General features: G+C 55.8%; 28 protein-coding genes and 1 pseudogene. 7 read left to right on the top strand and 22 right to left on the bottom strand.

Going from position 1 to position 26,357, the window contains the following annotated elements:
- Positions 1-16 precede the first annotated feature (16 nt).
- From HY788_00145 to HY788_00055, 19 genes and pseudogenes are all read right to left on the bottom strand, one after another.
- Positions 17-1,075 carry a hypothetical protein gene (locus HY788_00145; protein ID MBI4772584.1) on the bottom strand — a complete coding sequence of 353 codons (1,059 nt, stop codon included), beginning with the start codon at positions 1,073-1,075 and terminating at the stop codon, positions 17-19.
- A gap of 157 nt (positions 1,076-1,232) precedes the next feature.
- Positions 1,233-1,835: a hypothetical protein gene (locus HY788_00140; protein ID MBI4772583.1), complete on the bottom strand. Its 603-nt coding sequence runs from the start codon at positions 1,833-1,835 to the stop codon at positions 1,233-1,235.
- A 75-nt stretch (positions 1,836-1,910) separates the two neighbouring features.
- Positions 1,911-2,258, bottom strand: a complete 348-nt coding sequence (locus HY788_00135) for a hypothetical protein (GenBank protein MBI4772582.1) — start codon at positions 2,256-2,258, stop codon at positions 1,911-1,913.
- A gap of 28 nt (positions 2,259-2,286) precedes the next feature.
- Positions 2,287-2,481, bottom strand: a complete 195-nt coding sequence (locus tag HY788_00130) for an ATP:cob(I)alamin adenosyltransferase (protein MBI4772581.1) — start codon at positions 2,479-2,481, stop codon at positions 2,287-2,289.
- Between the two features lie 330 nt (positions 2,482-2,811).
- Positions 2,812-3,057, bottom strand: a complete 246-nt coding sequence (locus tag HY788_00125; GenBank protein MBI4772580.1) for a YHS domain-containing protein — start codon at positions 3,055-3,057, stop codon at positions 2,812-2,814.
- Positions 3,058-3,147: 90 nt separating this feature from the next.
- Entirely contained in the window at positions 3,148-3,639 is a 492-nt protein-coding gene (locus tag HY788_00120) for a hypothetical protein (GenBank protein ID MBI4772579.1), read from the bottom strand.
- Between the two features lie 290 nt (positions 3,640-3,929).
- On the bottom strand, positions 3,930-4,562 hold the full coding sequence (locus HY788_00115) for a redox-sensing transcriptional repressor Rex (GenBank protein ID MBI4772578.1): 633 nt from the start codon (positions 4,560-4,562) through the stop codon (positions 3,930-3,932).
- 95 nt (positions 4,563-4,657) lie between these two features.
- Positions 4,658-5,035: an ATP synthase F0 subunit C gene (gene atpE, locus HY788_00110; GenBank protein ID MBI4772577.1), complete on the bottom strand. Its 378-nt coding sequence runs from the start codon at positions 5,033-5,035 to the stop codon at positions 4,658-4,660.
- A gap of 79 nt (positions 5,036-5,114) precedes the next feature.
- On the bottom strand, positions 5,115-5,804 hold the full coding sequence (atpB, locus tag HY788_00105) for a F0F1 ATP synthase subunit A (GenBank protein MBI4772576.1): 690 nt from the start codon (positions 5,802-5,804) through the stop codon (positions 5,115-5,117).
- A gap of 5 nt (positions 5,805-5,809) precedes the next feature.
- Positions 5,810-6,145 carry an ATP synthase subunit I gene (locus HY788_00100; GenBank protein ID MBI4772575.1) on the bottom strand — a complete coding sequence of 112 codons (336 nt, stop codon included), beginning with the start codon at positions 6,143-6,145 and terminating at the stop codon, positions 5,810-5,812.
- Between the two features lie 13 nt (positions 6,146-6,158).
- On the bottom strand, positions 6,159-6,437 hold the full coding sequence (locus HY788_00095) for an AtpZ/AtpI family protein (protein ID MBI4772574.1): 279 nt from the start codon (positions 6,435-6,437) through the stop codon (positions 6,159-6,161).
- A gap of 87 nt (positions 6,438-6,524) precedes the next feature.
- On the bottom strand, positions 6,525-7,811 hold the full coding sequence (hemL, locus tag HY788_00090; protein MBI4772573.1) for a glutamate-1-semialdehyde 2,1-aminomutase: 1,287 nt from the start codon (positions 7,809-7,811) through the stop codon (positions 6,525-6,527).
- 2 nt (positions 7,812-7,813) lie between these two features.
- Positions 7,814-8,278, bottom strand: coding sequence for an Lrp/AsnC family transcriptional regulator (locus HY788_00085; GenBank protein ID MBI4772572.1), 465 nt, complete (start codon positions 8,276-8,278; stop codon positions 7,814-7,816).
- A 77-nt stretch (positions 8,279-8,355) separates the two neighbouring features.
- Entirely contained in the window at positions 8,356-10,035 is a 1,680-nt protein-coding gene (locus tag HY788_00080; protein ID MBI4772571.1) for a response regulator, read from the bottom strand.
- 12 nt (positions 10,036-10,047) lie between these two features.
- Positions 10,048-10,488: a response regulator gene (locus HY788_00075; GenBank protein ID MBI4772570.1), complete on the bottom strand. Its 441-nt coding sequence runs from the start codon at positions 10,486-10,488 to the stop codon at positions 10,048-10,050.
- The gene (locus tag HY788_00070; protein ID MBI4772569.1) at positions 10,485-12,218 is read right to left on the bottom strand and encodes a PAS domain S-box protein; all 1,734 of its coding nucleotides are present in this window, start codon (positions 12,216-12,218) and stop codon (positions 10,485-10,487) included. Before HY788_00070 ends, HY788_00075 begins: the two co-directional genes overlap by 4 nt.
- A gap of 2 nt (positions 12,219-12,220) precedes the next feature.
- On the bottom strand, positions 12,221-13,501 hold the full coding sequence (locus HY788_00065; protein MBI4772568.1) for a PAS domain S-box protein: 1,281 nt from the start codon (positions 13,499-13,501) through the stop codon (positions 12,221-12,223).
- A gap of 426 nt (positions 13,502-13,927) precedes the next feature.
- Positions 13,928-14,971 (bottom strand): annotated as a pseudogene (locus tag HY788_00060) (PAS domain S-box protein).
- Between the two features lie 821 nt (positions 14,972-15,792).
- Positions 15,793-16,383 (bottom strand): class II aldolase/adducin family protein, encoded by a 591-nt coding sequence (locus tag HY788_00055; GenBank protein ID MBI4772567.1) that lies wholly within the window; start codon positions 16,381-16,383, stop codon positions 15,793-15,795.
- Positions 16,384-16,715: 332 nt separating this feature from the next.
- On the opposite strand from HY788_00055, the gene HY788_00050 reads away from it, so the two are divergent.
- The 5 genes from HY788_00050 to HY788_00030 all read left to right on the top strand — a co-directional run bounded on the left by HY788_00050 (position 16,716) and on the right by HY788_00030 (position 21,328).
- The gene (locus HY788_00050) at positions 16,716-17,432 is read left to right on the top strand and encodes a pyridoxine 5'-phosphate synthase (GenBank protein MBI4772566.1); all 717 of its coding nucleotides are present in this window, start codon (positions 16,716-16,718) and stop codon (positions 17,430-17,432) included.
- 6 nt (positions 17,433-17,438) lie between these two features.
- Entirely contained in the window at positions 17,439-17,816 is a 378-nt protein-coding gene (locus HY788_00045; protein ID MBI4772565.1) for a holo-ACP synthase, read from the top strand.
- Between the two features lies 1 nt (position 17,817).
- Positions 17,818-19,419 (top strand): NAD(P)H-hydrate dehydratase, encoded by a 1,602-nt coding sequence (locus HY788_00040; protein ID MBI4772564.1) that lies wholly within the window; start codon positions 17,818-17,820, stop codon positions 19,417-19,419.
- A gap of 49 nt (positions 19,420-19,468) precedes the next feature.
- Positions 19,469-19,966, top strand: coding sequence for a tRNA (adenosine(37)-N6)-threonylcarbamoyltransferase complex ATPase subunit type 1 TsaE (gene tsaE, locus HY788_00035; protein MBI4772563.1), 498 nt, complete (start codon positions 19,469-19,471; stop codon positions 19,964-19,966).
- 126 nt (positions 19,967-20,092) lie between these two features.
- Positions 20,093-21,328, top strand: a complete 1,236-nt coding sequence (locus HY788_00030; GenBank protein MBI4772562.1) for an aspartate kinase — start codon at positions 20,093-20,095, stop codon at positions 21,326-21,328.
- Between the two features lie 101 nt (positions 21,329-21,429).
- Here the strand turns inward: HY788_00030 and HY788_00025 are convergent, their stop codons facing one another.
- Positions 21,430-22,017, bottom strand: a complete 588-nt coding sequence (locus HY788_00025; protein ID MBI4772561.1) for a hypothetical protein — start codon at positions 22,015-22,017, stop codon at positions 21,430-21,432.
- Between the two features lie 206 nt (positions 22,018-22,223).
- Here HY788_00025 and HY788_00020 point away from each other — a divergent pair, with 206 nt between their 5' ends.
- Both HY788_00020 and fetB read left to right on the top strand, forming a co-directional pair.
- Positions 22,224-22,895 carry an ATP-binding cassette domain-containing protein gene (locus HY788_00020; protein ID MBI4772560.1) on the top strand — a complete coding sequence of 224 codons (672 nt, stop codon included), beginning with the start codon at positions 22,224-22,226 and terminating at the stop codon, positions 22,893-22,895.
- A gap of 3 nt (positions 22,896-22,898) precedes the next feature.
- Positions 22,899-23,678 carry an iron export ABC transporter permease subunit FetB gene (fetB, locus tag HY788_00015; GenBank protein ID MBI4772559.1) on the top strand — a complete coding sequence of 260 codons (780 nt, stop codon included), beginning with the start codon at positions 22,899-22,901 and terminating at the stop codon, positions 23,676-23,678.
- A 52-nt stretch (positions 23,679-23,730) separates the two neighbouring features.
- On the opposite strand, the gene HY788_00010 is transcribed toward fetB, so the two are convergent.
- Both HY788_00010 and HY788_00005 read right to left on the bottom strand, forming a co-directional pair.
- On the bottom strand, positions 23,731-24,600 hold the full coding sequence (locus HY788_00010) for a B12-binding domain-containing radical SAM protein (GenBank protein MBI4772558.1): 870 nt from the start codon (positions 24,598-24,600) through the stop codon (positions 23,731-23,733).
- Between the two features lie 83 nt (positions 24,601-24,683).
- On the bottom strand, positions 24,684-26,012 hold the full coding sequence (locus HY788_00005; protein ID MBI4772557.1) for a radical SAM protein: 1,329 nt from the start codon (positions 26,010-26,012) through the stop codon (positions 24,684-24,686).
- Between the last annotated feature and the right edge of the window lie 345 nt (positions 26,013-26,357).

The following is a 26,357-nucleotide window of genomic DNA, read 5'->3' as shown; positions in this document are numbered from 1 at the left end:
CGTCCAACATTCCGTCTCACAAATCAGAGTCCTTACTATTTTCTCGACACGCTCTATCGTGCGGAGTCTGGATAGGCAAAGAAGCCGTAAACACGGTTCCTTTTCCCGGATTATCGTTCATTTCCAGCCTTCCTCCGTGAGCTTCGATGATCTTTTTGGCGATAGGAAGCCCTAATCCGGTCCCATCCTTTTTGGTTGTGAAGAAAGGAGAGAAGACTTTCTCTCGGAGATCAGGGGGTATCCCACAACCGGAATCCCTAACTTCTATCCTTACGTAGCCGCTGCTCGAGGAGGTCTTTATGGTCACCGTCTCCTCCTCGGGCGTAACTTGTACGGCGTTCCACATTAAATTAATCAGTGCTTGCTCCATTCTCATTTGGTCCAGGAACAGGGTGGGCAGATCTTTCGCACATTCGATGTCAATCTTCACCCTTCGCTTGCCATCCGCTTCAAGACATATGGTTACTATTTTTTTTACAATATCCGATAGGTCTGTTGTGGATCGACTCAACTGCAAAGGCCTCGAGAAGTCCAGCATCTCATTCACCATATTCTCCAGTCGCCGGGCTTCTCCAATAACGATATCGAGCTTGTCGTAGCAGGCGTCATCGTTTCTCATCCTTTTCTGGACCCACCTGGCAAAGCCTCCTATAGCAATGAGCGGGGTCTTGAAATCGTGAGCAACGCTGGAAAGCGCCTTTCCGATGGCCGCCAGGCTCTCAGCTTCCACGAGACGCTTGTGCTTGGCCTGTTCTCGATCTCTCAGTATGCCCACGAGAAGAGCCATAACATAGTAAAGCGCTATTCCGATCAGCGCGTGGAAATCTTGGACGGAAAAGCCTTCCCAACTCATCCAAATGAACGGAAGATACAGAAGAGCGATGATGGACGAAGTGATCAGGGCGCCTCGTACGCCGAACCAGAAAGCCGCCAGGACCAGAGGAAGATAGTACAGTTCACGATAGAAGATATGATGGTGGGACAATGCGATATCCGTACCGTAATGGAGACCGGTTATCCCCAATACAAGTATGCCCAGCAACATCCGTTTGGTTCCGGGCGGTATCTTCGTCATGTTCCCGACCTCGTGACAGTCCGCGGCTCATCCGAACGAAGAATCCGGTAACACGCGGGACTTGACATCCGTGTCATATCTTCTCTTTTGCAAAGTCGCACATAAAAAACATTGTGACGGCCCGGTCCTCTCAAAGAAGAAACAAGCCGGGACATCGTCAATCGACCTGCTTCCCTGATTGAACCATCCGCTCCTTAATCTCATCATCGATATCAATCATCTTCACCGCACCGCTCGTGGTGTAATCCATGATCTTCACTTCGGTGACTTCGCGCAACGACTTGATGGTCGAATCGATCTTCCGTCCCTGCTCCTCCATATCCGCGAGGACCTTAAGGATCTCTTGATCGGAGGTCAGCCTGCGGCATTGCCTGACCTTCCCTCCGATAATCATGTTGGCGTTCAAAAGATGGTGCGCTATCGTAACCGTCACCTCCTTGAGCGTTTGGATGGCAATCTTGTTCTTATTATTTTCGACTTCCAGCAGAAGCATTTTCCTTTTCCTTTCAAAAACGAGGGCGACCAACAGGCCGATCAACCCACCAAAGATCACGAACGCGGATGCCATGGGCAACATCGTGGACTTGAGGGCCACGAGGCTCCGAAGAGTGATCCCGCCCCATTCCGGATGCACACCGGCTGCACCTCGGCGGACATGCATCAGCGCGTACACCATCATCGTGTAAGGGTGAAGAAGTACAAAGCCGCCAATCATTCCCAGGAAGGTGTACAGGACCTTTGTTTTCGATCCCTTGCTCATGACTTCACCGCCCAAAAGTCAATCTTGACTTGGTCCTTGAATATCATTCATTTGTTGCATGTGTTCCATCATTTGCTAATGAGAAAGCTCCTGTTCAGGCTTGTGAAAAAGGAGAATGAGAATAATCGAAATTATTAATACTCCAATGATGGAACCTGCTACTATAAACAATTTACGAAAAGCGGGCTCGAACAATCGGGATGAAAAATAGGTGTCCTTGATTTTCCGCCTCTCCTCGCTGTCCTTCTCTTCGAAGGCGGCAAGTAGCAACAGCAGATCAGAAAGTCGATTGAGGTATTTGAGAATATTGGAGTTCTCAATCATCTCCTCGTCTTTCATCTTTACGACAGCGCGCTCTAATTTTCGAATACCCGTTCTGGCGACATCCATATGGGATGGCGTCTCATCCTGACCGAACGCCACAAAGCCCGGAGGAAGAGACAGCGCCTCTTCAAACTCCTTTCTGAACTTGGAGCAGGATCCGCTTGACTTTCTTCTCGGGAAAAGAGGCCCTCGCCAAGCCTAACAACGAGTTGGCTTCGTCGAGGATTCCTCCCAACTCGATGGCCAAATGGTACTTGGGAACCCTTTCTCCTCTCAGAAGGCCCGTGCGACCCGTGTCGCCTTTCTTGGTGCCTATGCCCATCGTCGGTTCCGGTATTAGACCGCCGGCCGAAAGCCGGCTTATCTTCGAGCTTGAATGCCGATTCTTACAACAAGAAGCAAGGCCTCGATTTCTCAAGCCTTTTGTGTGGAGTCGGAAACCCCATACGGTTTCCGGGAGGCGCCGGGATGAGGGATGGAGAATTCATTCAGTGCGGCTCAATCGATATTCAGAGACCTGAAACCTCAGGGATTCCGTGGAGGAGAATTGTGAGCCGCTCCATAGGGAAGGAATCCGCCATTTAAAGGCGCCTCAAAGCAGTCAGTAGCCCTCTGAGGGAGGGCCACTTTTGTAAGATACCATAGAACAGGATCAGTGACAACAATCGCATCCGCACTTCGGCGGATTTTCGGCGTTTTTCTCCGCCAAACGATCCATGAAGCGACGAAACACGCCTTTTCTCCTTACAAAACTTTCGGGGTCTGTTGAAAAGCGTTTTTCGCAGGCCTCACTGCAGAAAAAGTACATTTTACCCTCGTAGATTGCCGTTGGATACACTCCGAAGACATCCCTCCCGCACACCGGGTCTCTTGGAGTATACAACTTCTTCGCGTTCATGCTGTTCCTCCGGGTTTGCCCTCATGGGAGCCGTAGGGCGTTGGTCGGGGAAGATTCGGGGAAGATATTCCTCTTCCCCGAAAACACGGCTTATTGTTGCGGACCGAAATGGCCCCACATAGGAGCGCCCGTATCCGGATTCCTGAACTGCATACTCTGGCCCGTCGTATGATCATCAATGGAAAACACCACAAAGTGGGATGAGGCTCCATCCGATGGGAATCCGCCTCCACCGTGCATTCCGCCTCCTCCACCAACGCCCGTACCGTACATGAGGCTGGCGCCGGTGACGGTTATGGAGTCACCCACTTCCATATCATAGCCCCGATCCTGCCAGTAAAGCACGTTGCCCGCATAGATCGTCCACTGTACGGTCTGCTCGTCGGTGACTACCATGACAGGAGGTTGAACGTAATCCACCGTCGCATTGAAGGTCACGAGTTCGAAATCGGCGATGTCACCGTACATGGGACCACGCGTGTGAATGGGCCCGTGTCCGAAACCCGCATACACCGGTACGCTTAACATGGATAGGAAGCCCATGATCAATCCTAAGGTTCCCCATTGTATTCTTCTTTTCATTTCGCATCTCCCTGAGTTTGGGTTTATGATGTCATGTCTTATGACACCTTCTTATAATGAAATATAAGCATTGTTTGTGCCAGGAGTATGACCGAACTCAAGATATGAGGAAACAGTCTGATATTACAAGACAAGTTTGGGCTTGTCCGACCTCTTGACGTAAACCGCCGCTTGGGGAACCGCGTAATTCTTATACGGCCGCCGGAATGAACTGTTTCTTTTTTATACGGAATTCCGGGCAGGAGAGCGCCGATGGAACGGGTGGCGTCCGCCGGTGTCCAGGGACCGTATCAGCCCTTGGAAGAAAGATGATAGGCCAGGTTGTCGAGCTTGACCGTGAAGTCGACGTTTTCCACCTGGAAACCTTCAGGAACGTGAATTTGGGTAGGCGCAAAGTTCAGGATGGCGGGCACATTGGCTTTGATGAAGCGGTTGGCAATATCCTGAGCCCAGTTGGCGGGAGTGGCGATCACTCCGATCTCGAGGCCCGTGTCCTTGGCGACCAGTGAAAGCTCGTTGACATGGTGAATGACCAGGCCGTTCGGCAGCTTTTTCGAAATCTTCTGGGGGTCGTTGTCAAACGCCGCCATAAAGATGTAGCCCTGTCTGGAGAAGTTTTCGTGGGACAGCAGAGCAAGACCGAGGTTCCCTACCCCGACGATGCCCATTTTCCATTCCCGGTTCAGCCCAAGAATGCGTTTTATTTCGAAAAGCAGCTCTTTCACGTAATAACCCACTCCCCGGACCCCGAATTCGCCGAAGTAGGACAAGTCTTTCCTGATCTGGGCCGGATTCACTTCACACAGCGTGGCCAGCCGCTCTGAAGAGACAATCCGTACGTCCTCTTGTGCGATACGCTCGAGTACACGAGAGTACATGGAGAGACGCGTGATCGTGGCTCCAGGTATTTTCGCGTATTTCATTCAGATTCTCCGCCGGTGTTGTGAAAGAAAACACATAGAGTGGGGCAAAAACGGGGTTGTTACCCTGAAACAACCCCGTGGGCAGTTCTTCCAGTTTACAAGGGCAGGCCGATCATCTTGGCCACCGGCGCCGCCATAGGATAGGCGTACAACAGAATCAGGGCCACGACGAGCGCGTAGATACACAGAGACTCGACCATGGCCAGACCGATCAGCATGGTCACCGTAATCTTACCGGAAGCCTCCGGGTTGCGGGCCGTTCCCTCGACCGCGCCCTTGATGGCGATACCTTGGCCGATGCCCGTTCCAAAAGCGGCAATACCAATTCCAAAACCGGCCGCCGTAACAACGGCTGCGAACAGCTTCATGCCCGAGGCTGCTACCGTGGGATCGACTTCGGCGAACGCCAATGTCGCCATGCCCAACACAAAAAACGTACTCAGCATGGTCAGACGGAAAGTTCTCCTGTTCATTTCTTCCTCCTAGCTCCTAAGATATTATATGTTTCGCCTTCTTCCACAAAGGCTGGCACAGCCAACGATTCAGATTCAATCAATGCGACTCTTCCAGAGAACCCGCAATGTACATCATGGTCAGCAACGAGAAAATAAACGCCTGCACGAAGCTGGTGAAAATGGCCAGGAACATCATGGGAACCGGCGCCAGAAACTTCCCGGCCAGAAACAACAGAATGGCCAAAACCAAGTCCTCGCCCATGATGTTTCCGAAGAGACGGAAGGTCAGGGAAAGCACGCGGCTGAGATGTCCGATGAGTTCGATGGGAAGCATGAGAGGAACCATCCACCAGATGGGACCCGTGAAGTGTTTGATGTATTTGGGCCCGTGCTCTTTAAGCCCCACCGCATGAGTGACCACAAAAACCACGAGTGCGCACGAGAGAGGCGTGTTGATGTTTGCGGTGGGTGACAACATGCCCGGGATCAGACCGATCCAGTTGCAGCACAAGATATAGAGACCCAGTGTGGCAATCAAAGGAAAGAACGGGCGTCCTTCTTCACCCATGATGGAAATCTGAAAATCTTCGATTCCTGAAATAACCATTTCAAAAAAATTCTGGCCGCCCGAAGGGATCATTTTCACTGCGCCGGCGCAGAGCTTTCCAACAACAATCAGGAACAGCATGATGAACCAGGAATAGACAACGTGGGGGTAGTGGTGTGCAAACGAGCCAAGCCCTATCAACTCGAAGAGCTTCGATAAAAACAGAAACGGGTGTTCCATCTGGCTCAAGCCTCCTTGATGTAATTCTTGTAAAACTCGAAAAATCCGAACAGAACCAAGTTGATGACTACGGTCGAAAGCCCCAACAACAAGCCCACAGGGTTAATGTTTCCAAACTTCAGCAGGAGGAAGATCGCGATTCCCGTGAGAATCAATCGGATGTAGTATTTGAACACTACGACCACGGAGGCGCCGGATGCCGATGCGGTCGAGATGAACGCTCTCCGCAGCGTGCCATACAGTACATGGAAGTTCGCCATGGCCAGGAGTCCTCCACAGAGAACGCTCAAAGAGAAGCGCGTACCCACGACCGGCCCGGATCCCGCAACGAGCAGCGCCAAGACAATACCGTTGTTAATCTTTAGACGCCGTACCTGTCGAGTTTCGTTTGTCGAGTTTGTTTTCTCTCTCCTGTGCTCGTTTTCCAATAATGTAAATGTTTCTGAAGCCCGCTATGATTCCCAATATAAGGAAAATCAGCGTGAGCCACGGTGATGTGCCAAATACGTGGTTATCCAGGTAATACCCGACGCCCAGACCGATGACCGTGGCCAGAACGATTGAAATTCCCATGGAGCTGGCCATGGCCAATAGCCTGATATACTCCGGCCGCTGTCCCTTAAAGAAGGCCATTCGCGCCCCCATCGGTCCGGCGATATTAAGAGCTTTCGAGTTCTATCACGGCCTTTTCAGAGGTGTCAACCTCTTTTTTTGTTTTATTTAACTTAGTCGCCGTAAGGAATCCCGAAACGCATCCCACGCTCTTTCCAAGTCCGATTCGCAGTGAGCCATCGAGATAAACGAGGCCTCGTAAGCGGACGGCGCCAAATACACCCCTCGGTCCAACATGAGGCTGTAGTAACGCGCAAACCGTTCCCTATCGCTACGCATGGCGCCGACGAAGTCGGTTACAGGATCACTGGTAAAGAAGAGCGCGCCCATGGATCCCACGGCGTTCACAACAGCGGGAATGCCCGCCTCTTTCACGCACTCCTTCATTCCGTTCCAAAACAGGGTGCTCTTTCTATCCAGCGTTTCATACACATCCGCACCCATCAGAACGTCCAGAGTGGCCAGACCGGCCGCCATGGCCAACGGATTTCCGGAAAGAGTACCCGCTTGATAGATGTCCCCCTCGGGCGCCATGCGACGCATGATCTCTTGGCGACCCCCGAAGGCGCCGACCGGCAGCCCTCCGCCGATGATCTTGCCCAGGCATGTCAAATCGGGACGGATACCGAAGCGCTCCTGGGCCCCGCCCCATCCGACCCTGAATCCGGTGATCACTTCATCGAAAATCAGCAGCGCGCCCGTTTCCCGAGTATGGCGGCGCAGCGTTTCCAGGAAGCCGTCCGCAGGAGGTACAACGCCCATGTTTCCTGCAATGGGCTCGACAATGACGGCCGCAATCCGCGCCCCGGCTTGTCGCATGCACGCTTCGAAGGCGGCTGTGTCGTTGTAGGGCAGAGAAAGCGTGTTTTTGCAGACATCGTCGGGAACTCCGGGACTACCGGGTATCCCGAACGTCGCCAGACCCGAACCGGCTTTGACCAGAAGCCCATCCGCATGACCGTGGTAGCAGCCGTCGAATTTGACCACCAGATCGCGCCCCGTATATCCTCGAGCCAATCGTATGGCGCTCATGGTGGCTTCCGTTCCGGAATTCACCATGCGAACCATCTCCACGGAGGGCACCGCATCGACAATGGTTTGGGCCATCTTCACTTCCAGCTCGGTGGGAGCGCCGAAGCTCGTTCCGTTCACGGCGGCGTCCTTGATGGCGGCTACCACTCGATCATCCGCGTGCCCCAGGACCATAGGCCCCCAGGAAGCCACAAAGTCCAGATATTCCCTTCCGTCGGCATCGTAGATTTTCGAGCCTTTGGCTCTTCGTATAAACAACGGATCGCGTCCCACGGACCGACAGGCTCTCACCGGGGAATTCACCCCGCCGGGTATGATCCGAAGCGCATGTTCATACAATCGAGACGACACGGTCGAGTCCATGGCTAAAAATACCTCATGCTGGTCTTCTTGTGCTCTTCATCGCTGTACAACAGCCGATATTGATGAATACCTGCTCGCTTTGCTATTTCACCGGCAACACGCTCGCATTCTTCCCGAGAGCCGCCGTGAATCATGGCGAACAGATTGTATGGCCACCCACCCATGGGCGTACGCCGGTAACAGTGCGTAACCTGGGGATACTCGCTGATGAGGGCGCCCACTTCATCCGTTCTCTCGTCTTCCACTTTGAATGCGGCCATGGCGTTGGCTTCGAATCCCGAAACCTGATGCCGAATGGTCACTCCAAACCGACGGATCACTCCCTTTTCCGTCAGCTCACGGATGCACGCCAACACCTGTTCTTCGGTAAGGTTCAATTTGCGGGCAATGGTCAGAAACGGTCTGGGCTCGACGGGTAAGTCGCCCTGTATTTCCGATAGAACGGTCTTTTCCAGATCACTGATCATGCGTCGCAATAAACCAGAATCCCGGATAAAGTCAAGGATGGAATATAGGATCGGATGGCGGTTCAAGGGATCGCGTTTTACGGTCCTCCAACCGATTTCGCGCGCATGCACCGGCGGATCGCTTCCAGCAGATCGGATGCCGCGCAGCCCTTGGTCTTGTGCCCAACGGCGCCGGCCTTTAGAATCGCAAGAGACCGCTCTTCGTCTTCGTACATGGAAAAACCGATGATCCGAATATCCGGTGACTCCCTGCAAATGATCCGGGTGGCCTCGATGCCGTTGACCTCGGGCATCGAGATGTCCATGAGGATCAGGTCCGGCGCCGTCTTACGCGCCAACTCAACGGCTTCCCTCCCGCTGCCGGCCTCGGCGACCACCTGGATATCCCTTTCACGGTTCAACAGGCGGGCGATACCGTCGCGAAAAATGGCGTGATCGTCGGCAATCAAGACACGGATTAGCGGCGCCTCATCCTCGAGCACCGTTTCGGCGCACGTTTGCGCCGGTTCGGGGTAGGACGCGCCGGAAAGCGGCGCGGCGGCCTGATGCGCGTATGGCACGAGTAACGAAAAACAGCTACCCTTTTCCAGGGCGCTCGAGATCTTCAAGTGGCCGCCGATCAGGTCGATCCGCTCTTGGATCGTGAACAACCCAAATCCGGGATAATTATCTCCAGACGGCTTTAATTGGAGGGGATCAAATCCGACGCCTTCATCTCTGACCGTGATGAGCATGCCGGTCTCATCCACAGGTTGTACCCGCACCTCGGCCCACGATACCTTGGCATGCTTGACCACGTTGAAGAGCAATTCGCGCACCGACTCGAAGAGCATGATTCTCACGTCCTCATCGAGCTCGGATCTGTCGTCGACGGTCAGATCGACCCGAAGGGCGTACTCGTCCAGCATCCGGCGGACCAGCCATTCGAGCCCGGCCTCCAGTCCCGCCTCGTGCAAAATGGGAGGGCTCAGTTCCGCGGTGAGCGAGCGTGAGACCTTGATCGCCTCGGATAGAATATCTTCTATGCGCGCCGCAGCCAGGGCGAGATCGTCACCCGTCAGCTGATCCAGCCAGGTGACCTGAAGCTTGGCGGATGCCAACTGTTGCTGCAGATGATCGTGCAGGATCTTGGCTATTCGGTTGCGCTCGCGGCTCTCGACAACGGTCAGTTGACGGGCCAGAGCCCGCAATTGAACCGCGCGCTCCTGCAGTTGTGCGTTAGCCAGCCGCACGTCGTCCTCGGCCCGACGGCGCTGAGCGATTTCCTCCTGGAGCGTGTCGACGGTGCGAACCAGCTCGGCCGTTCGCTCCCGGACCTTGTGTTCCAGCTCGTCCTTGGCCTGCCGCAGGGCTTCCTCGGCCCGCTTTCTCTCGGTCAATTGCTCGGATTCCAAAAGTGCTCGCCGGATGACTGTCCCGAGCCGCTTCAACCGCTGCTTTAAGACATAGTCGGTCGCTCCGGCCTTGAGGCACTCAATGGCCGTTTCCTCGCCGATCGCTCCGGACACGAGTATCAACGGTATATCCTCGAAGCGACGCCGCGCCAGGGATAGGGCGGCCATGCCGTCGAATCCTGGGAGAGCATAGTCCGCTAAAAGTATATCGGGCACAAACGTATCCAACGCGTCAAGAAAAGCGGCCTTGTTCTCGGCCCAGCGCACCTCGAAATCGAAACCGAACTTGCGCAGTTCGCGCTGAATCAGCTCTGCATCCGAGAAATTGTCTTCGAGAAGTAGTATTCGGAGCTTCTCGTTCATTGGGATCCCCCGCTACAGGTCGGGTAATTTGTTCCGACGCAACCAGTACGATCCCACGTCCGACACCACTTGGGCGAAGTCGGTGAATTTGATCGGCTTTGTCACATAGCTGTTGGCGCCCAAGTTGTAAGTATCATGGAGATCGCGCTGCTCCGATGAAGAAGTCAGGATGACGACCGGTATACTCTTGGTGCGCTCATCGGTTTTGATTCGACGCAGCACCTCGGTTCCATCGACTTTCGGAAGTTTCAAGTCCAGTAGAATCAACCTGAGGGGGCCAAGGGATCCTTTGACGCAGCCGTCCTCCCCGAAAAGAAACGACAGGGCTTCCGCGCCGTCCCTTAGGATGACCAAATTGTCGCCTAGATCGTGTTTCTTGAGCACCCTCGTAATGAGTTCCGCATCGTTCGGATTGTCCTCCACGAGAACGATCTCCGTTTCACAATCGATCATCTTGTGCCTTTCTGCGGCAAGCTGAAGTAAAAGGCGGCTCCTCGATCCAGACGGCCCTCCGCCCAAACCGAACCGCCGTGACGGGTGACGATACGGTACACCAGCGCGAGTCCCACGCCGGTGCCCTCGAACTCCGTCACCGAGTGCAGCCGCTGAAACACCCCGAAGAGCTTGTCGACGTACCGCATATCAAAGCCTACTCCGTTGTCCCGAATGAAGTAAGCACCGTCCCCCCCTTGGGTTTCATAGCCGAACTCGATCAGGGCCCGTTCCCTGGTTTGGGTAAACTTTACGGCGTTGGAAATCAGATTCACCAGGACTTGACGTATCAGCGCCTTGTCTCCTTGGGCCGGCGGAATCGCACCCATCGTGAAAGCGATGTTGCGCCCCGAGGTCCGGGTTTCAAGTTCATCATACACGGATTGCGCCAGGTCGGCCATGTCGATTTCGGTCACGGTCATGGTCTGCCGCCCGAGCCGCGAAAACGTCAACAGGTCGTCGATGAGCTGACCCATCCTATGGGCGTTTTCCTGCACGAGAGCGAGATAGCGCTTGCCATCATCGTCCAGCAGCGGCGCCCAATCTTCCATCAATGCTTGGGTGAATCCGCTGATGGCGCGCAAAGGCGACCGCAAGTCGTGGGAAACCGAGTAGGAAAAAGCTTCCAGCTCCTTGTTGACGGATTCCAAGAGCGCCCTGGCCTGTTCAGCTTTGACGCGTTCCACTTCCACATCATCCAGGATGTTCATAAGGGCGCGCTGCGTCTGATCCGATTTCTCCCGCTCGGCATTCATATCCTCCAGAAGATTCAAGGTCGCCTTTTGGATCTGTTGAAAATTAAGACGCTCTTCATCGAGGTCTTCCAGCAGGTTCATCGTGGCCAGCTGGAGGTTTTGCAGGTTGGCCTTCTCTTCGTCGAAATCTTCGAGGATGTTCAAGGTCGCACGGTAAGTCTCTTCGGCTTCCTTGCGCTCCCCGATATCCAACGCGTGTTCGACAAATCCCCGCACCTGACCGGCTTCATTCAGGTCGGGAGTACAGGTTCCACGCACCCAGCGGGGTCCATCCCGCATCAGCAACTGGTGCTCGTAGGTGACCGCTTCACCGGCCAGAACACGCTCGGCGAATGGCTCAACGGCCAGCCAGGCCGTCTCGCCCAGCACTTCACGGACGTGCAGTCCCCGTATTTCCCTGGCCGAGAGGCCCACCCATTCGGCGTACGTCTTGTTGACCCAGTGGTACAGGCCGCCGGAATCGACATAGGAAATCAGCGTCGGCCCGGCATCCGAGATGAGCCGCAGTTCTTCTTCCCGATCGCTCAGGGCCTTTTCAACCTTCTTGCGTTCCGTGATATCGATAAAGACAACCACCGCACCGATGGTCCTGCCGTCCTCGATAATCGGTGATGAGGAATACTCCACGGGAAACGGGGTGCCGTTCTTACGCCAATAGATTTCGCTGTCCTTGTGAACGCCTTCGCCCGTGCGCAGCACGCCGAGGACCGAGCACTCGGAAGGGGGATGAGGAGATCCACCCGGCCGGGTGTGGTGGATAAGCTCATGAATGCTTCGACCCAACCCCTCCTCGGACCCCCAGCCGGTCATGACGGAAGCGGCCCGATTGAACAGTGTGCACCGTCCTTCGGCATCCAGCACGTAGATCCCCTGATCCGTGGCATCCAGGATCAGTTCCACGGGTTGGGCCTTCGGCCCGGCGTTGCGGGAAAGCATTCTCACACCCTCTGGCTTAATTTGCGCTCATATTCTTCATTGATTTTTCTTAGATCCTCGATTTCCTTCTTCAGTTCAACCATCTTGAGTTCGCGCCCCACCGTCAGTTTCTGGAATTTTTCAAGCTCCGCCAGCCGGTCCAGCTCTCTCCGACGCTGTTCGAACAATTCCTCCTCGACGCGTTTACGCGCCGTTACGTCGCGCGCGGCGGCAAAGACGCCTATCACGTTTTCTCGGGTGTCTTTGTACACGCTGGCGTTGTAAAGAACATCGGTGAGTTGGCCGTTGTTGTGGCGAATGGTCAGCGCGTAGTGGGTAACAAAGCCCTTGGCAAATACCTGTTGATAGCCTTCGCGAGCTTTTTCGGGTTCCGTGAAATAGTTGGAAAAGTCGGTGCCGATCAACTGGTCGCGACCGACGCCCGTGACCCGAATCGTAGCCTCGTTGACGTCCGTGATTTTGCCGTCGATGCTGATCGTCACCAGCGGGTCGAGGGATGATTCGATCAGACTTCGGGCATATTGTGAAGTCTGCTGTTGGGCCGTGACGTCGCGCGCCGCGGCAAAAACCCCAATCACGTTCTCGCGGGTGTCTTTATACACGCTGGCGTTATAAAGAACATCGGTGAGCTGACCGTTATTGTGGCGGATAGTCAGCGCGTAGTCGGTGACAAAGCCTTTTTGAAATACCTGCTCATATCCCTTGCGTGCAGTCTCAGGCTCGGTGAAGTAGTCCGAGAAGTCCGTTCCGATAAGCTTGTCCCTGGAAAAGCCGGTAGCTTTGATGGTCGCTTCATTGACGTCCGTAATCTTTCCTTCGGGGCTGATGGTGACCAGGGGGTCGAGACTGGCCTCGATCAGGCTCCTGGCATACTGCGAAGCCTCGCGGAGTTGTTCCTCAGCCTCCTTCTTTTCCGAGATGTCGTTACTCATGAGCAGAAAGCCGAGGGGATTACCTGAAGGGTCGTTTCGGCGTGTAACAACCACGCTCGCCATGAAACGGGAGCCGTCTTTGCGAACCCGCTGAAACTCGGCCTCGGCCAGTCCTTTTTCATAGGCCATATCCAGCATCTTGTCCACGATGCCCGACTCGAGGTCCTCGGGCGTGTGTAGGATGCTCGAGTCTCTGCCTATGATCTGCTCCGCCGTGTAGCCGTAGTTGCGCCGGGCCCCCTCGTTCCATGAGAGGATACGGTGGTTCAGATCTTTTCCGATGATCGAGTATTTGGTCGAACTCTCGAGGATGTTATCCAGGAAGTTCTTTGTTTCCGAGAACTCGCGCATGACCCGTTTGGTGTCCGTCACGTCCCTGGCGGCGGCAAAGACACCGAGAACGTTGCCCCGTATATCCTTGTAGACCGAGGCGTTGTATAGGACGTCCACCAATTTCCCGTCTCTGTGCCGGATGGTTAGGGCATAGTCCGTGACAAAGCCCTTTTCGAAAACCTGCAGGTACCCTTCCCTGGCCTTCTCGGGTTCCGTAAAATAGTTCGAGAAGTCCGTGCCGATGAGCCCGTCGCGGGGAAGACCCGTCACCTTTATGGTCGCTTCGTTGACGTCCGTGATTTTTCCTTCCGGGCTGATGGTGACCAGGGGGTCGAGGCTCGCCTCAATGAGGCTCCTGGCGTACTGGGCCGCCTGACGCTCGGCCGTGACATCGCGGGCTGCTGCAAAGACGCCGAGGACACTGCCGGTGACGTCCTTGTAGACCGAGGCGTTGTACAGAACGTCCACCAGTTTTCCATCCCTGTGCCGGATGGTCAGGGGGTAGTCCGTGACAAAGCCCTCCTGGAAGACCTGCTGATATCCCTCCCGCGCCTTATCGGGCTCGGTGAAATAGTCCGAAAAGTCCGTTCCTACCAGCCTGTCCCGGAGGATGCCGGTCACCTTCACGGTGGCCTCATTGACGTCCGTAATTTTTCCTTCCGGGCTGATGGTGACCAGCGGGTCGAGGCTCGCCTCGATCAGGCTTCTGGCATACTGCGCCGCCTGCCGCTGAGCCGTGACATCGCGCGCCGCGGCAAACACGCCAAGGACGTTGCCTTGCATGTCGTTGTACACCGATGCGTTGTAAAGCACGTTCGTGAGTCGCCCATCCCGATGCCTGATGGTAAGGGGATAGTCCGTGACAAATCCTTGCGAAAAGACCTGGCGATATCCCTCCCGTGCGTTCGTCGGCTCGGTAAAATAGTCCGAGAAGTCCGTCCCAATGAGCTTGTCCCGGGGGACTCCCGTCACTTTCACGGTCGCTTCATTGACATCGGTAATTTTCCCCTCGGCGCTGATGGTGACCAGAGGATCGAGACTAGCCTCGATCAGACTCCTGGCGTATTTGGACGTCGCCTGTAACTGCTCGTCGATTCGTTTACGTTCCGAGATGTCGCGAGCAATGGAGGAAGCTCTCACGAGGTTTCGGGAAACGTGGATAAGGGAGCCGTCTTTGCGCCTGCGAAGGGTTTCGTAGTGCTCGACACGCCGTCCCTTGCGGATTTTGGCGAGGATCTCGTCCATCTCCCTAGGATGGTCGGGAGAAAAGAGGAGGGAGATAGGCTTGCCGATGATTTCCTTGGCCGAATAACCGTACATCAATTCGGCGGCAGGGTTCCAACTGGTAATGACCCCGTCGATCGTCTTGCCCATGATAGCGTCGTCGGAGCACTCGACAATGGAGGCCAAAAACGCCGTCCGCCCATCGTCCGATTTGTCCTTGTCCCGGCTTATTCCCTTTGCGTTGTCTTGCCTTTCTTCTTTCATTCGTTTCACCTCTTCTACACCCTCTGGGATGAGGACTGGGTGTTCGTGGCGTCATCCGAGGATTCCACTCAAAACCGCATGCCGACCCGCCACTGGTTAACATCCGCCACGACGTTGGAACGCCGGGCTCTCAAGTGCGTCAAAGCTGAATCAAGGAGCCGAACCCCCGACATTTCCCGTAATCAGGCATGAGGCTGGAGCCCCAATATCACCGGCGAAACGATCCCGTTGGCCTGTTGATGTTTGTGTAACAATTGACTTTCCACTTTCCAGAAGCAGGGAAGGCTTGAGCTGGGGAACGCTGTCGGAAATTTTGTCATGCTGCGTGCCGGTGCGAATGTCACTTCGCCTGGGTATTGAAGCACAGGCACCAGGTTCCGATCAAAACCATGAATTCACGGGGCAAGGCGATTCTTACAGACTCGGCGAGGACCTTGCCGGCGATATCATGAAAGCATCGTAAGATCCATTTAGGCGCACGTCCACGTGTTCGCGCTCCCGCAGCATTTGCCGGGCGATGTATCGTGAATACTCTACGACAAGCACCCGGCGTATCCGCTCAGAGAATTTCCGGAATCGGCGAAGGGAAATCGGGGGCCGCACGTATGCGCATGCCGGCATTTCGTAAGCACCGTCGGCGCACGCCGATGTGCAGTAAGAAGATATGCTCAAGGTCATCAGGACTATCAGATTCGCCACGATCGACCCGAGAGGTGGAAGGACTGCAACGAATCGCCCGATCGTAAGTTGATGTCCCGGAATACTTTCGCCAAGACCGGCTATTTGTTTAACATTTCGACTCTTATCTGTCAAATGGAAGTCTATAAGGAAGACCGGGTAGATGACCGCTTAACCTTCGAATCCAAACGCCTCTTCATGCTTACCAGATATAGAACCCGGCACGCATGCTCGACCGCGCACAGGCACGCAAAGGCTCCCACCGGATCCGCTCCCGCCGAAAAAACGCCGTGCCCCCGCACAATAGCCGCAGGCGCGTCCGCCAAGGTTTCCGCCAATACGGGAGCCAATTCCTCTCTCGACACATTGCCGTCGAGGATGGGAATCCCCTTCAGTACGTGCCGGCTCTCCATGTCGTCCGGCTCGAGCCGATCTCCCGCCTTGTTAATGAGCGATAGAACCACCGAGTAGGTAGGATGCCCGTGAAACACATAGCGAGCCTTCGTCCGTGCATAGACGGCTCGGTGCAGCACCAGATCCGAAGAGGCCCTCGAGTCCTCGGGCCCGGGATCCCTCACATGCACCTGAACCAGTTCATGTTCCAGCTCATCCAGCATACTCCCGCTGGTGCTGATCCATATGCGATCGCCTTCACGGCCGCTTACATTTCCAAAAAAAGCTCCGGTGAGTCCCTGTTCGACGATCTTTTTTCCGAATTTGATCAGTTGACGCATGTGGCTGCTCCTGTCTTTCGATATAAGACCAACAGTAGGTTGAATCAGCGGGCAAAGGGAGCCTAACGCAACATGTACGGCCCGGCGAATCGAAACGCTTCCCTCCCGACGATTATAAGCGTCCGGCGCCGGCGGAGCAACGTTTCGCTGCTTTCTTCCCGGCCTCCCAACCGCGTAAACCGTTCCAGGCCTGCCGCGGCCTCGCGTTTCCACGGTTTTTCAGTTTCAATTGAATGCGTTTTGCGATAAGAAAGAACCTTCGACGCAGCCGGCAAAGACCTCGCGCGCCCATTTTGCTTTTCGGAAAACCGTTGTCCCTTCAAGGAGAAGCCATGCCGAAACTCTCTGTGAATATCGATCACATCGCCACTATACGGCAAGCAAGAAGAACCTTCGAACCCGAGCCGGTGACCGCGGCCGTGCTGGCGGAATTGGGCGGAGCGGACGGCATCACCTGTCATCTCAGGGAAGACCGCAGGCACATCCAGGATCGCGATGTATCCCTGTTGAGAAAGGTCGTCACGTCAAAACTGAATCTCGAAATGGCGGCCACGGAAGAAATGATTCGAATCGCCCGAGAGGTAGGTCCCGATATGGTCACGCTGGTTCCGGAAAAGAGGGAAGAACTGACTACGGAGGGCGGACTCGATATTGCCGGTAATTTCGATTCGTTGTCCCGCGCGGTGGCGCAGCTCAAGAAAGGGGGGCCGGCCGTAAGCCTGTTCGTAGACGCCGCGTTCCATCAGATTGCTGCGGCAAAGGAGGCCGGTGGAGACATCGTCGAGATTCACACGGGCCGGTATGCGGACGCCGCTTCCGAGGATGAGGCTTCGGAACGTTTCGAAGAAGTGCTGAACGCGGCGCGAAACGCGGCGGACTTGGGACTTCGAGTGGCTGTCGGCCACGGTCTGACGTATCAGAATGTAAAACGGTTCGACGGAATTCCTGAAATCGAGGAGTTCAGCATCGGCCACTCCATTATCGCCCGAGCCGTGATGGTGGGTATCGAACGAGCGGTGCGGGACATGATCGCGCTTATTCGGGGGTAGTCCAGGGTGATTCTTGGCATTGGAGTGGATCTCGTAAAGATATCCAGGATCGAAAGAATGCTCGACCGGTGGAACCACCGTTTCCTGAATCGCGTGTACACGCCCGACGAAATCGCCCGGTGCGCACGACGAAAACGCCCGGCCGCGTCTTTTGCCATGCGTTTTGCGGCAAAAGAGGCGCTTTCCAAAGCTCTGGGAACCGGCTTTAGGCAGGGGTTGGCGTGGAAGGATATCGAGGTTGGTCACGACCGCCGGGGGAAGCCCATGCTGCTGCTTCGAGGTAAAGCCGAACAGATCGCCGCCGAACAAAACGTGCTCAGGTCTCATGTGAGCCTTTCCGACGACGGCGAATATGCGGTCGCCATGGTGGTGTTGGAGGACTGACATGCTCGTGGTAACGGCCGAAGAAATGAGGATTTTGGACCGTCGAACCATCGAAGAGGTAGGCGTCCCGGGGTCGGTTCTGATGGAGAACGCCGGTCGGACGGCGTATCAGATCGCGGATCGTTGTTTCGGGCCGTTTCGAGGGAAACGTATTTGCGTGCTGGCCGGCCGCGGCAATAACGGCGGCGACGGATTTGTGCTGGCCCGTTACTTCTTCGAGGATGAAGCCCGGGTTCAGGTCTTCCTGCTCTCGAGCATGGACCGGGTAACAGGCGACGCCCGGATCAATCTCGATATCTGTCGAAAGCTGGGTGTGCCCATCCATGAAGTCCTCTCCGAGGATGACCTGCCCGCATCGGAGACGCAATGGGCCCACGCATACCTTCTAGTAGACGCCTTGTTGGGCACCGGTCTCAGTTCCGAAGTCCGAGGACTGTACGGCAAGGCCATTCAAGCCATGAACCGGTTTCCAGCCAAGGTGCTGGCCGTGGACATTCCGTCCGGCCTGGACTCGAACCGAGGCGTGGCTTTGGGGGAAGCGGTTCAGGCGGACGTGACCGTGACATTCGGATTGCCCAAAATAGGTCAGGTCATCTATCCGGGCAGGGCGCTTACCGGGGCATTGTACTGTGCGAACATCTCGATACCGCGCCGCCTGATCGGCGAATTGGAAGTCGTTCGAGAGCTTCTGACCTTTGAAGGAATACGGCTCCCCGAGGAACGAAATCCGGCCGGCCACAAAGGCAATTTCGGACACCTCTTTGTCCTGGCCGGGAGCACGGGCAAGACCGGAGCCGCGGACCTGGTCTGCCGCTCGGCGGCCCATGTGGGAACAGGACTGGTAACACTGGGTATTCCGCGCAGCCTCAATTCAATCATGGAGATAAAGTTGACGGAACCCATGACCGAGCCCTTGCCCGAGACGGCCGAGGCGTGTCTGGGCATGGTTTCCCTCGAGTCTATCATGGGCATTATGGAGCGCAAAACCGCCCTGGCTTTGGGGCCGGGTATTTCCACCAGGCCCGAAACCGCGGAGCTGGTCAGGGAACTCGTTCGGAGCAGTCCGTTGCCCGTGGTTTTGGACGCGGACGGGTTGACCGCCATATCCGACGATACGAGGGTGTTGAAGCAAGCCCGATCCCCGTTGATCCTGACTCCCCATCCGGGAGAGATGGCGCGGATGACTAAACTTTCAACGGTCGAGATTCAAGCGGACCGACCGGCCGCGGCTCGGACGTTTGCGAGAGAGCACGGCGTATACCTGGTGCTGAAGGGAGCGAGAACCTTGATCGCCTATCCGGATGGAAGCCTGTTCATCAATTCTACGGGAAATCCCGGGCTGGCCACAGGCGGGTCCGGCGACGTCTTGACCGGAATCATTGCAGGATTTCTGGCATTAGGGTTGCCCCCTGGCGAAGCGGCCAAAACGGGCGTTTTTCTGCACGGGTGGACCGCGGACTGGATCGCCGCTCGTAAAGCGCCTGTCGGATACCTTGCCGGAGACGTGTGCGAAGCCTTGCCGGAATGTCTGGCTCGGCTCGAATCCCGAAGAAAAGAGCCCGGTGACACCCCCTTGGTCCCGCTGGTTACGACCGTACCGTAGGTCCCGCGCGGTGAATGTGAGGCCGGTCGCCTTGGCAGAGGTTCACCCCATGGTCGAGGAGAAAACCGTTTCATGGATCACCTCGTCGCCGGAACAGACCGAGCGACTGGGCGAGCTGCTGGCGCGGCTCCTGGACAAGGGCGATGTGGTGGCCCTGAGCGGTGATTTGGGCGGAGGCAAGACGACATTGACACGAGGCATTGCTCGCGGCATGGACGTACCGGATCAATACGTCATCCAGAGTCCCACGTTCACCCTTATCAACGAATATCCGGGCCGCGTCCCTCTGTTCCATTTGGACTTGTATCGGATTGAAGTCCTTCGCGACGGCGCCGAGTTGGGTCTGGAGGAATATTTGGAGCCCGAAGGGGTCAGCGTCATCGAGTGGGCCGAAAAATTGGGCCCGGAACTTCCATCCAGCGCCCTCGTTGTGGAACTCGGCTACTTGGGGGAATATACAAGGAGTATCGTTATCCGGGCCAAAACCGAAAAAGCGCGCCACCTGCTGAAGGCGCTGGCCGAATCTTATCCTCCTGAAAGATCTTGAAAGCATCAGGCGAATGCTGTACAAGGCCGCTGAAATCTTTTGGACGAACCACACTCCCTTCCTTCAGCAGAGTATCGGAAGAGATCTGGTTGTTTAAAGCATCGACCCCGAGAGGAGGTGCACACATTGGCGCTAATTGTAAGAAAGTACGGGGGTAGTTCCGTCGCCGATCTGGAAAAGATCCGGAACATCGCTCGAAAATTGGTGGACTTGAGGCGGGAGGGAAACGATCTTATTGTGGTGCTGTCCGCCATGAAGGGCGAAACGGACCGACTTATCAATCTGGCAAAGGAAATCAACCCCAGACCGGATCCCAGGGAAATGGACTGTCTTGTCTCCATCGGCGAACAGACCACGGTTTCGCTCATGGCCATGACTCTGATAGGCATGGGGCAGGACGCGGTTTCATTGTTGGGTCACCAGGCGAGAATTCTCACGGACAACGCTTTCGGCTCCGCCCGTATCGAGAACGTGGACGCCTCACGCATGCGTGATGAATTGAAGAAGGGCCGGATCGTCGTAGTGGCCGGTTTTCAGGGCATCGATCCGGACGAAAACATCACCACCCTGGGTCGCGGCGGCTCCGACACCACGGCCGTTGCGCTGGCCGCCGCCGTATCGGCCGACGTGTGTGAGATTTTCACGGACGTCACCGGAGTCTTCACTACCGATCCCAACGTGGTCCCCAAAGCCCGAAAACTGGACAGAATTTCCTATGATGAAATGATGGAAATGGCCAGTCTTGGGGCCAAAGTTCTAGAGATCCGTTCCGTCGAGTACGCAAAAAACTACAACGTTCCCCTCCATGTTCGATCCACATTTTCCGATGAACAGGGAACGATGGTGGTCAAGGAGGATAAGAATATGGAAAAACAAGTGGTTTCCGGCGTGGCTTACGACAAGAACGAGGCCAGGTTGACGGTCACCAAGGTCCCTGACAGGCCGGGAATCGCATATAAGATCCTGAAGCCCATTTCGGACGCGAACATCGTAGTGGACATGATCATTCAGAACACTCGGGCCGAGGACATGACGGACATCACCTTCACGGTTCCGAAAAAAGATTTCCAGACCGCGATGCACCTTCTGCAGGAAACGGCCAAAGAGATCGGGGCGACTCGAGTGCTGGGGGATGACAACATCTCAAAAGTGTCCATCGTGGGTGTAGGCATGAGAAACCATCCGGGGGTGGCCACCGAGATGTTCGGCGTGCTGTCCCAGCACAATATCAACATCATGATGATCAGCACCAGCGAGATCAAAATCTCCTGCGTGATCGACGAGAAGTACACGGAATTGGCCGTAAGGGTGCTGCACGACGCTTTCGGCTTGGGCAAGGATCCCAAAGAAGCGCATCAGTAACACGAGAGGGCGGGATGTATCGGGTTAGAAATCAGCGTCCGCCATGTGACCCGTCCAACGCCGTCGGAAGCGCGCCCACGGAACGACGGCCCGGACGTCTCTCAATCCACGGAACCCAGCGACTTGATCATCCTGCTGATGCTCTGAACGATCTCACCCATGCGAAAGGAAGCGTCCGTGATGGATTTGAGTGATTTGTACAGAGGGTCCGATTCGTCCGCATCGAGCATGAGGAGCTGACTCTTTCCTGAAATGATGGTCAATGGCTGGTTGAGGTCGTGTCCTGCTTTGCGGAGGTTCATCAGCACTTCAGCAGCGGCCCCCGATGCGGCCGCGAACCGGGCGCCTCGCTTGTCATCGCCCGGGACACTCAAATAGTAAGCGATCATTGGCGTCGCGTTGAGTTCAATTGTTTTGGCGGCAACGAATACGGGAATACGTTCTCCGTTGAACGCCTGCGCTTTCGCCTTCGAATACGATTCGGATGCTTCCTGCCGGTCCGGATTTTCCGGCATGAGAAGTTCCCTCACCGGAATGCCCTCGAGGGACTGAACATCCTTGGCGCCCAATAGCGACACGGCGGATTCGTTGGCGAAAACCAGACCGCCGTCGCTTTCGATCAAGACGGGCATGGGACATGCGCTCAACGCGAGGCGACAAATTTCTATCGTCATCTTGGAGGGTTCCATAATCCTTACCTATCCGGAGAAGCTATTCAGGCGATGGCGGGAGTGGATAATACCAAGGCCCATTTGCCCACGGATCCGTATGAAGTTAAATTGGATGTGTCTTTTCCCTTCCCAGCCTTCGGCAAATTATCTCCCATGTTCCGAAGTTGTCAAGGAATAGTGACGGGCACGGACGTTTTCGAATCCAAACCGTGGGTGATCCAGGCATGAATACCGCGATGTTCCGTCTTGAAAGCGTTTCCCTTGCCTTTCGCCCGGGCCGTTTCCTGTTCAGGAACGTGACCCTTGAGGTTGCCTGCGGGGATGTGGCGCTGCTACAGGGCCCTTCAGGATGCGGCAAGTCAAGTTTCCTGAAACTGCTGAACCGCATTCAAGAACCCTCGGAAGGCAAAATCTTTTTCGAGGGACGATCCGTCGATCATTTCCCTGTGACAGAGCTGCGCCGTCGCGTTTCATACCTCCATCAGTCGCCGGTTTTGTTGAAAGGATCGGTAGGGGAGAATTTGCGACTCCCCTTCAGCCTCCGGGCCTCGGGTCGCAAAAATGCTCCGGGTGAGGCCGAACTCCGGCAGTGGCTCGAACGGTACCTGCTCTCGGAAGTGTCCTTGGAAGATGCGGCCGAGAACTGCTCCGTGGGTCAAAAACAACGACTTTGCCTGATCCGGGCCCTACTCCTGAATCCGGAGGTGCTGCTGCTGGACGAGCCGACGTCCGCTTTGGATGAGGAGTCCGCCTCCATCGTGGAACGTGAAATCGTCCGGGCGAACCGGGAGACGGGCGTCTCCGTTTTCTGGGTGACGCATCATCCCGTAAATCTTCCCACGGCCGTTCCCGTACGTCGATTCAAAATCACGTCCCAGACCGTCTCAGAGGGGTAACTGATGGGCGCTGTTGACATAGGACCGCTGCAACTGGGCCTGTGTGTGGTGTTCGTGCTGTGTTCCGGCCTATGTTCGCTGGCGTTGAAACTGAAGCTCGAGCGGGACCTGATGATCGGAGCCGTGCGAACGTTCGCCCAGCTATATCTCATGGGTTATGTCCTGCGCTTTGTATTCGGCCTCTCGCAAGCGTGGCCCGTACTGATCATCTTCTGCGGCATGATCTTTTTCGCCGCCTGGACCATTCGTGGAAGGATCGAAGAAAGGACGGTCCCTTTCTTTCAATCCACCCTGGTGTCCATGCTCGTCACCTACGTGGTGGTCACCGTCACGGTAACCGGGGTGATCGTCCAGGCCAAACCGTGGTATCTGCCCCAGTACTTCATACCCCTCGGAGGCATGGTGGTCGGAAATTCGATGAACGCCATCGCCGTGGCGCTGGACCGGCTGTTTTCCGAGTTGAGAAACCGGAGGGCGGAGGTGGAAATGATGCTGTGCCTGGGAGCGGACTATCGGGAAGCCACCCAGAGCATCATGGCAAACGCGGTTCGCGCCGGTATGATTCCGTCCATCAACGCCATGATGGGGGTGGGCATCGTATTTCTACCCGGCATGATGACGGGACAAATCCTGGCCGGCTCGGACCCGGTGTTAGCCATCAAGTACCAGATCGTAGTAATGCTCATGCTCACCGCATCCACGGCCCTCGGCAGCGTGGTCGTGGTGTGGCTGGCCCGGAAAAACTGTTTTACTCACGCGCAACAGCTCAAACTGGGGGAATAAGCCGGCATCAGCCGCAGCTTTGATGACGTTCATGTCTCCGTTGAGGCGGCTCTCATAGAGCCCTCATCCACTCCGGCTTCAGCTCAACCTCCCCGACCAGTGCGCGATCGATCAAGGCCAACGTCTTCTCCCTGTCTTGCGGAAGCCGAGCTTTGACGGGCAGATAGTTCGAGGCGTGGTTCGAGAAGAAAAGTCCGCCCGTCAGATGCGTGTGGGCGATCATCTCGCGCAGTTCCGTCAAGAAACCGTTTACATCCGGAATTTCGAAAGCCCCTCGCTGCTGTTCTTCCCACAGTTCCGTTCCGGGAATGACAATGACGGTGAGGGCCCCAACGTAATCCGGATCCATTTCAGTCAATAACGCCCCGGTGGCCCTTGCATGCTCGAGAGACCGCGACCTGCCGGCGATACCCAATAACACGGTTACACTGAGCTTGATACCGGCCCGCTTGAGCCTTTGTCCCTGTTCGATCAGAGTTTCAGGAGTCGAGCCTTTCTGGATCCGTTTCAGGGTATCCCCGTCCCCGCTCTCCACACCGTAATAGGCGATGCCCAGTCCCTTACCGCGAAGCTCGTTCAATTCCTCATCCGTTTTCATGCGAACGGATTTGGCATTGGCGTACAAGCCCACACGCCGGACCCAGGGAAGCATTTCCCGAATGTTGTCCAGAAGCCGGACCAACCGCTCCTGCGGCATGATGAGGGCGTCCCCGTCCATGATGAACAGCCGGTCCTGGCGCTTGCAGTAGTGGGAAGCGAACCGAAGATCGCTCATCAACGTTTCATTGTCTTTGATGCGGAACCGTTTGTCTTTGTACGTAACACAAAACGTGCATATGTTATGGCTGCAGCCCACGGTGGCCTGCAGCAGAATGCTGTTCGCCTCGCTCGGGGGACGGATCAGCATCCCTTCATAGTGCATTCCGTCGGGAATGGTCTCCATTCAGTGAAATCCTTTCTCGCAAGAACGGCGTTTCTTGAGTCTCTGAAAAACTAAGACTTGTCCTAGGATAATGCAAGTCGGCCTCTTCCTTCAACCGGCTCTCCGGCATCCGTCACCGTCTTGTTGAAGTATCCGATGGTCAGCCCTGGAAACGCGTCCCGGATTCGCTCATAGGCGGTCCGTATTCCTACTGCTTTTTGGTTTGATCGAGGCATATGGTTCAGATACAGACCGGGGTCTATACACAGATTCTTGAAATGAACGAAATGACCCCCCGTATCCCTCAGGAGCTGTTCGAGGGCTTGAATTTCGGCTTCGTCGTCGGTAATTCCAGGGAAGATCAGGTAGTTGATCATTGTGAACCGCTGCCTTTCAACGCTGAGTTTCAAAGAACTCACGACGTCCTGAAACGAATACCCCTTGGGACGATAGTAAGCATGGTAGAGATCCGACCTCGCGCTGTTCAGGCTGATTCGGATCGAGTCCAATCCGGCGTCCATGATGCCGGCCACCCGGTCGGGCCAACTGCCGTTCGTGTTTAGATTGATAGTCCCTTTCGATGTTTGCCTTCGCATGGCGGACACCGACTCGGCAATCAGTTTGCTTTCCGTGAGCGGTTCGCCTTCGCATCCCTGCCCGAAACTGACAATGGCATTCTCGGCACCCTCTAGATGAGGTACGGCCAGGTCCAGCACGTTGCCGACCGTGGGGCGGAATGAAATCCTGTCGTGGGAAGCCACGCAGGAACTGCCTTCCTCCTGCCGGGAAAGACAGCCCAGGCATCGGGCATTGCACGTTCGGCTCACCGGAAGGGGAGCCTCCCAACGCTTGAGAAACAGGTTCTTTGCGGCAAAACAGTGGTTGTTTACCGCGCAGTTTCTGACGTGATCCAGAAGGGGATTCGTTCCCTCCCGCGCCTCCATACGTTCAAGAGCCGACATCAGGTCGCGGTCATCGTAGTTTCGAGGATCCCAGGCGGGATTGTGTTCCACCAGAAAGGCCGAGGCGCAAAAGCCCGATTCGTCCATTCCCACGGCCGTGTAAGCCCATAGAGGAAGCATGGGGCCTTTCGATGTGTACCGGGCGGCAGGGAGGAGTGTTCTCGCGTAGCCGGGCTCCGGAAACGCCGCCACCGCATGGCATCGGATCCGCCGTTTTCCGAGTTTGACTTCTTCCACCACCCTCATTTTCCCGCTCCGGGGGTCGTAACCCACCGGCGGCCGTCCGGGCAGAAAGAACAGCTTGCTGAATTCAGGTAAATCCGTTAGATCCTCGCGCCTCGGCAATACATTGCCGCGTCCGTCAAATCCGGCCATTTCCATGTACGGGTGATCGTATATTCGGCCCTGATCGTCGGCGAACAGCATTTTCGGCCGCTCGGTTTGAGCCATGAATGTGCCTCCGTTTACACCGTATTTGGGGGAATCCCCGGAAGTCGTCTGGGGGGAACGCCTCGGAGGAAACACGAAACGGGTTACGAACCACTGCCCAACAGTTGCGGCGGCCCATGACGGAGTAGCCCCTGCGCGCTCGCCGACTCAACTGACCGCGTGGTCCCGGAGCGCCCGCCTCCGGCGGAGTGGAGCTTGCCTGAACAGTTCCGATGGGGGCAGGGGTTTTCCCGTCGCCGGCCTCTTCATATGCAACCGGCAAAACCCGTTTTCATTCGCCAGGTTTGGCGGACTTACCTCCTCCTTCGTCGCAATCGTCTTCACCGGAAGGAGAGGTCTCTCTCC

This window comes from Deltaproteobacteria bacterium (genome assembly GCA_016208165.1).
Classification (GTDB): domain Bacteria; phylum Desulfobacterota; class Desulfarculia; order JACQYL01; family JACQYL01; genus JACQYL01.
This window is presented reverse-complemented; position numbering and strand designations above follow the sequence as displayed.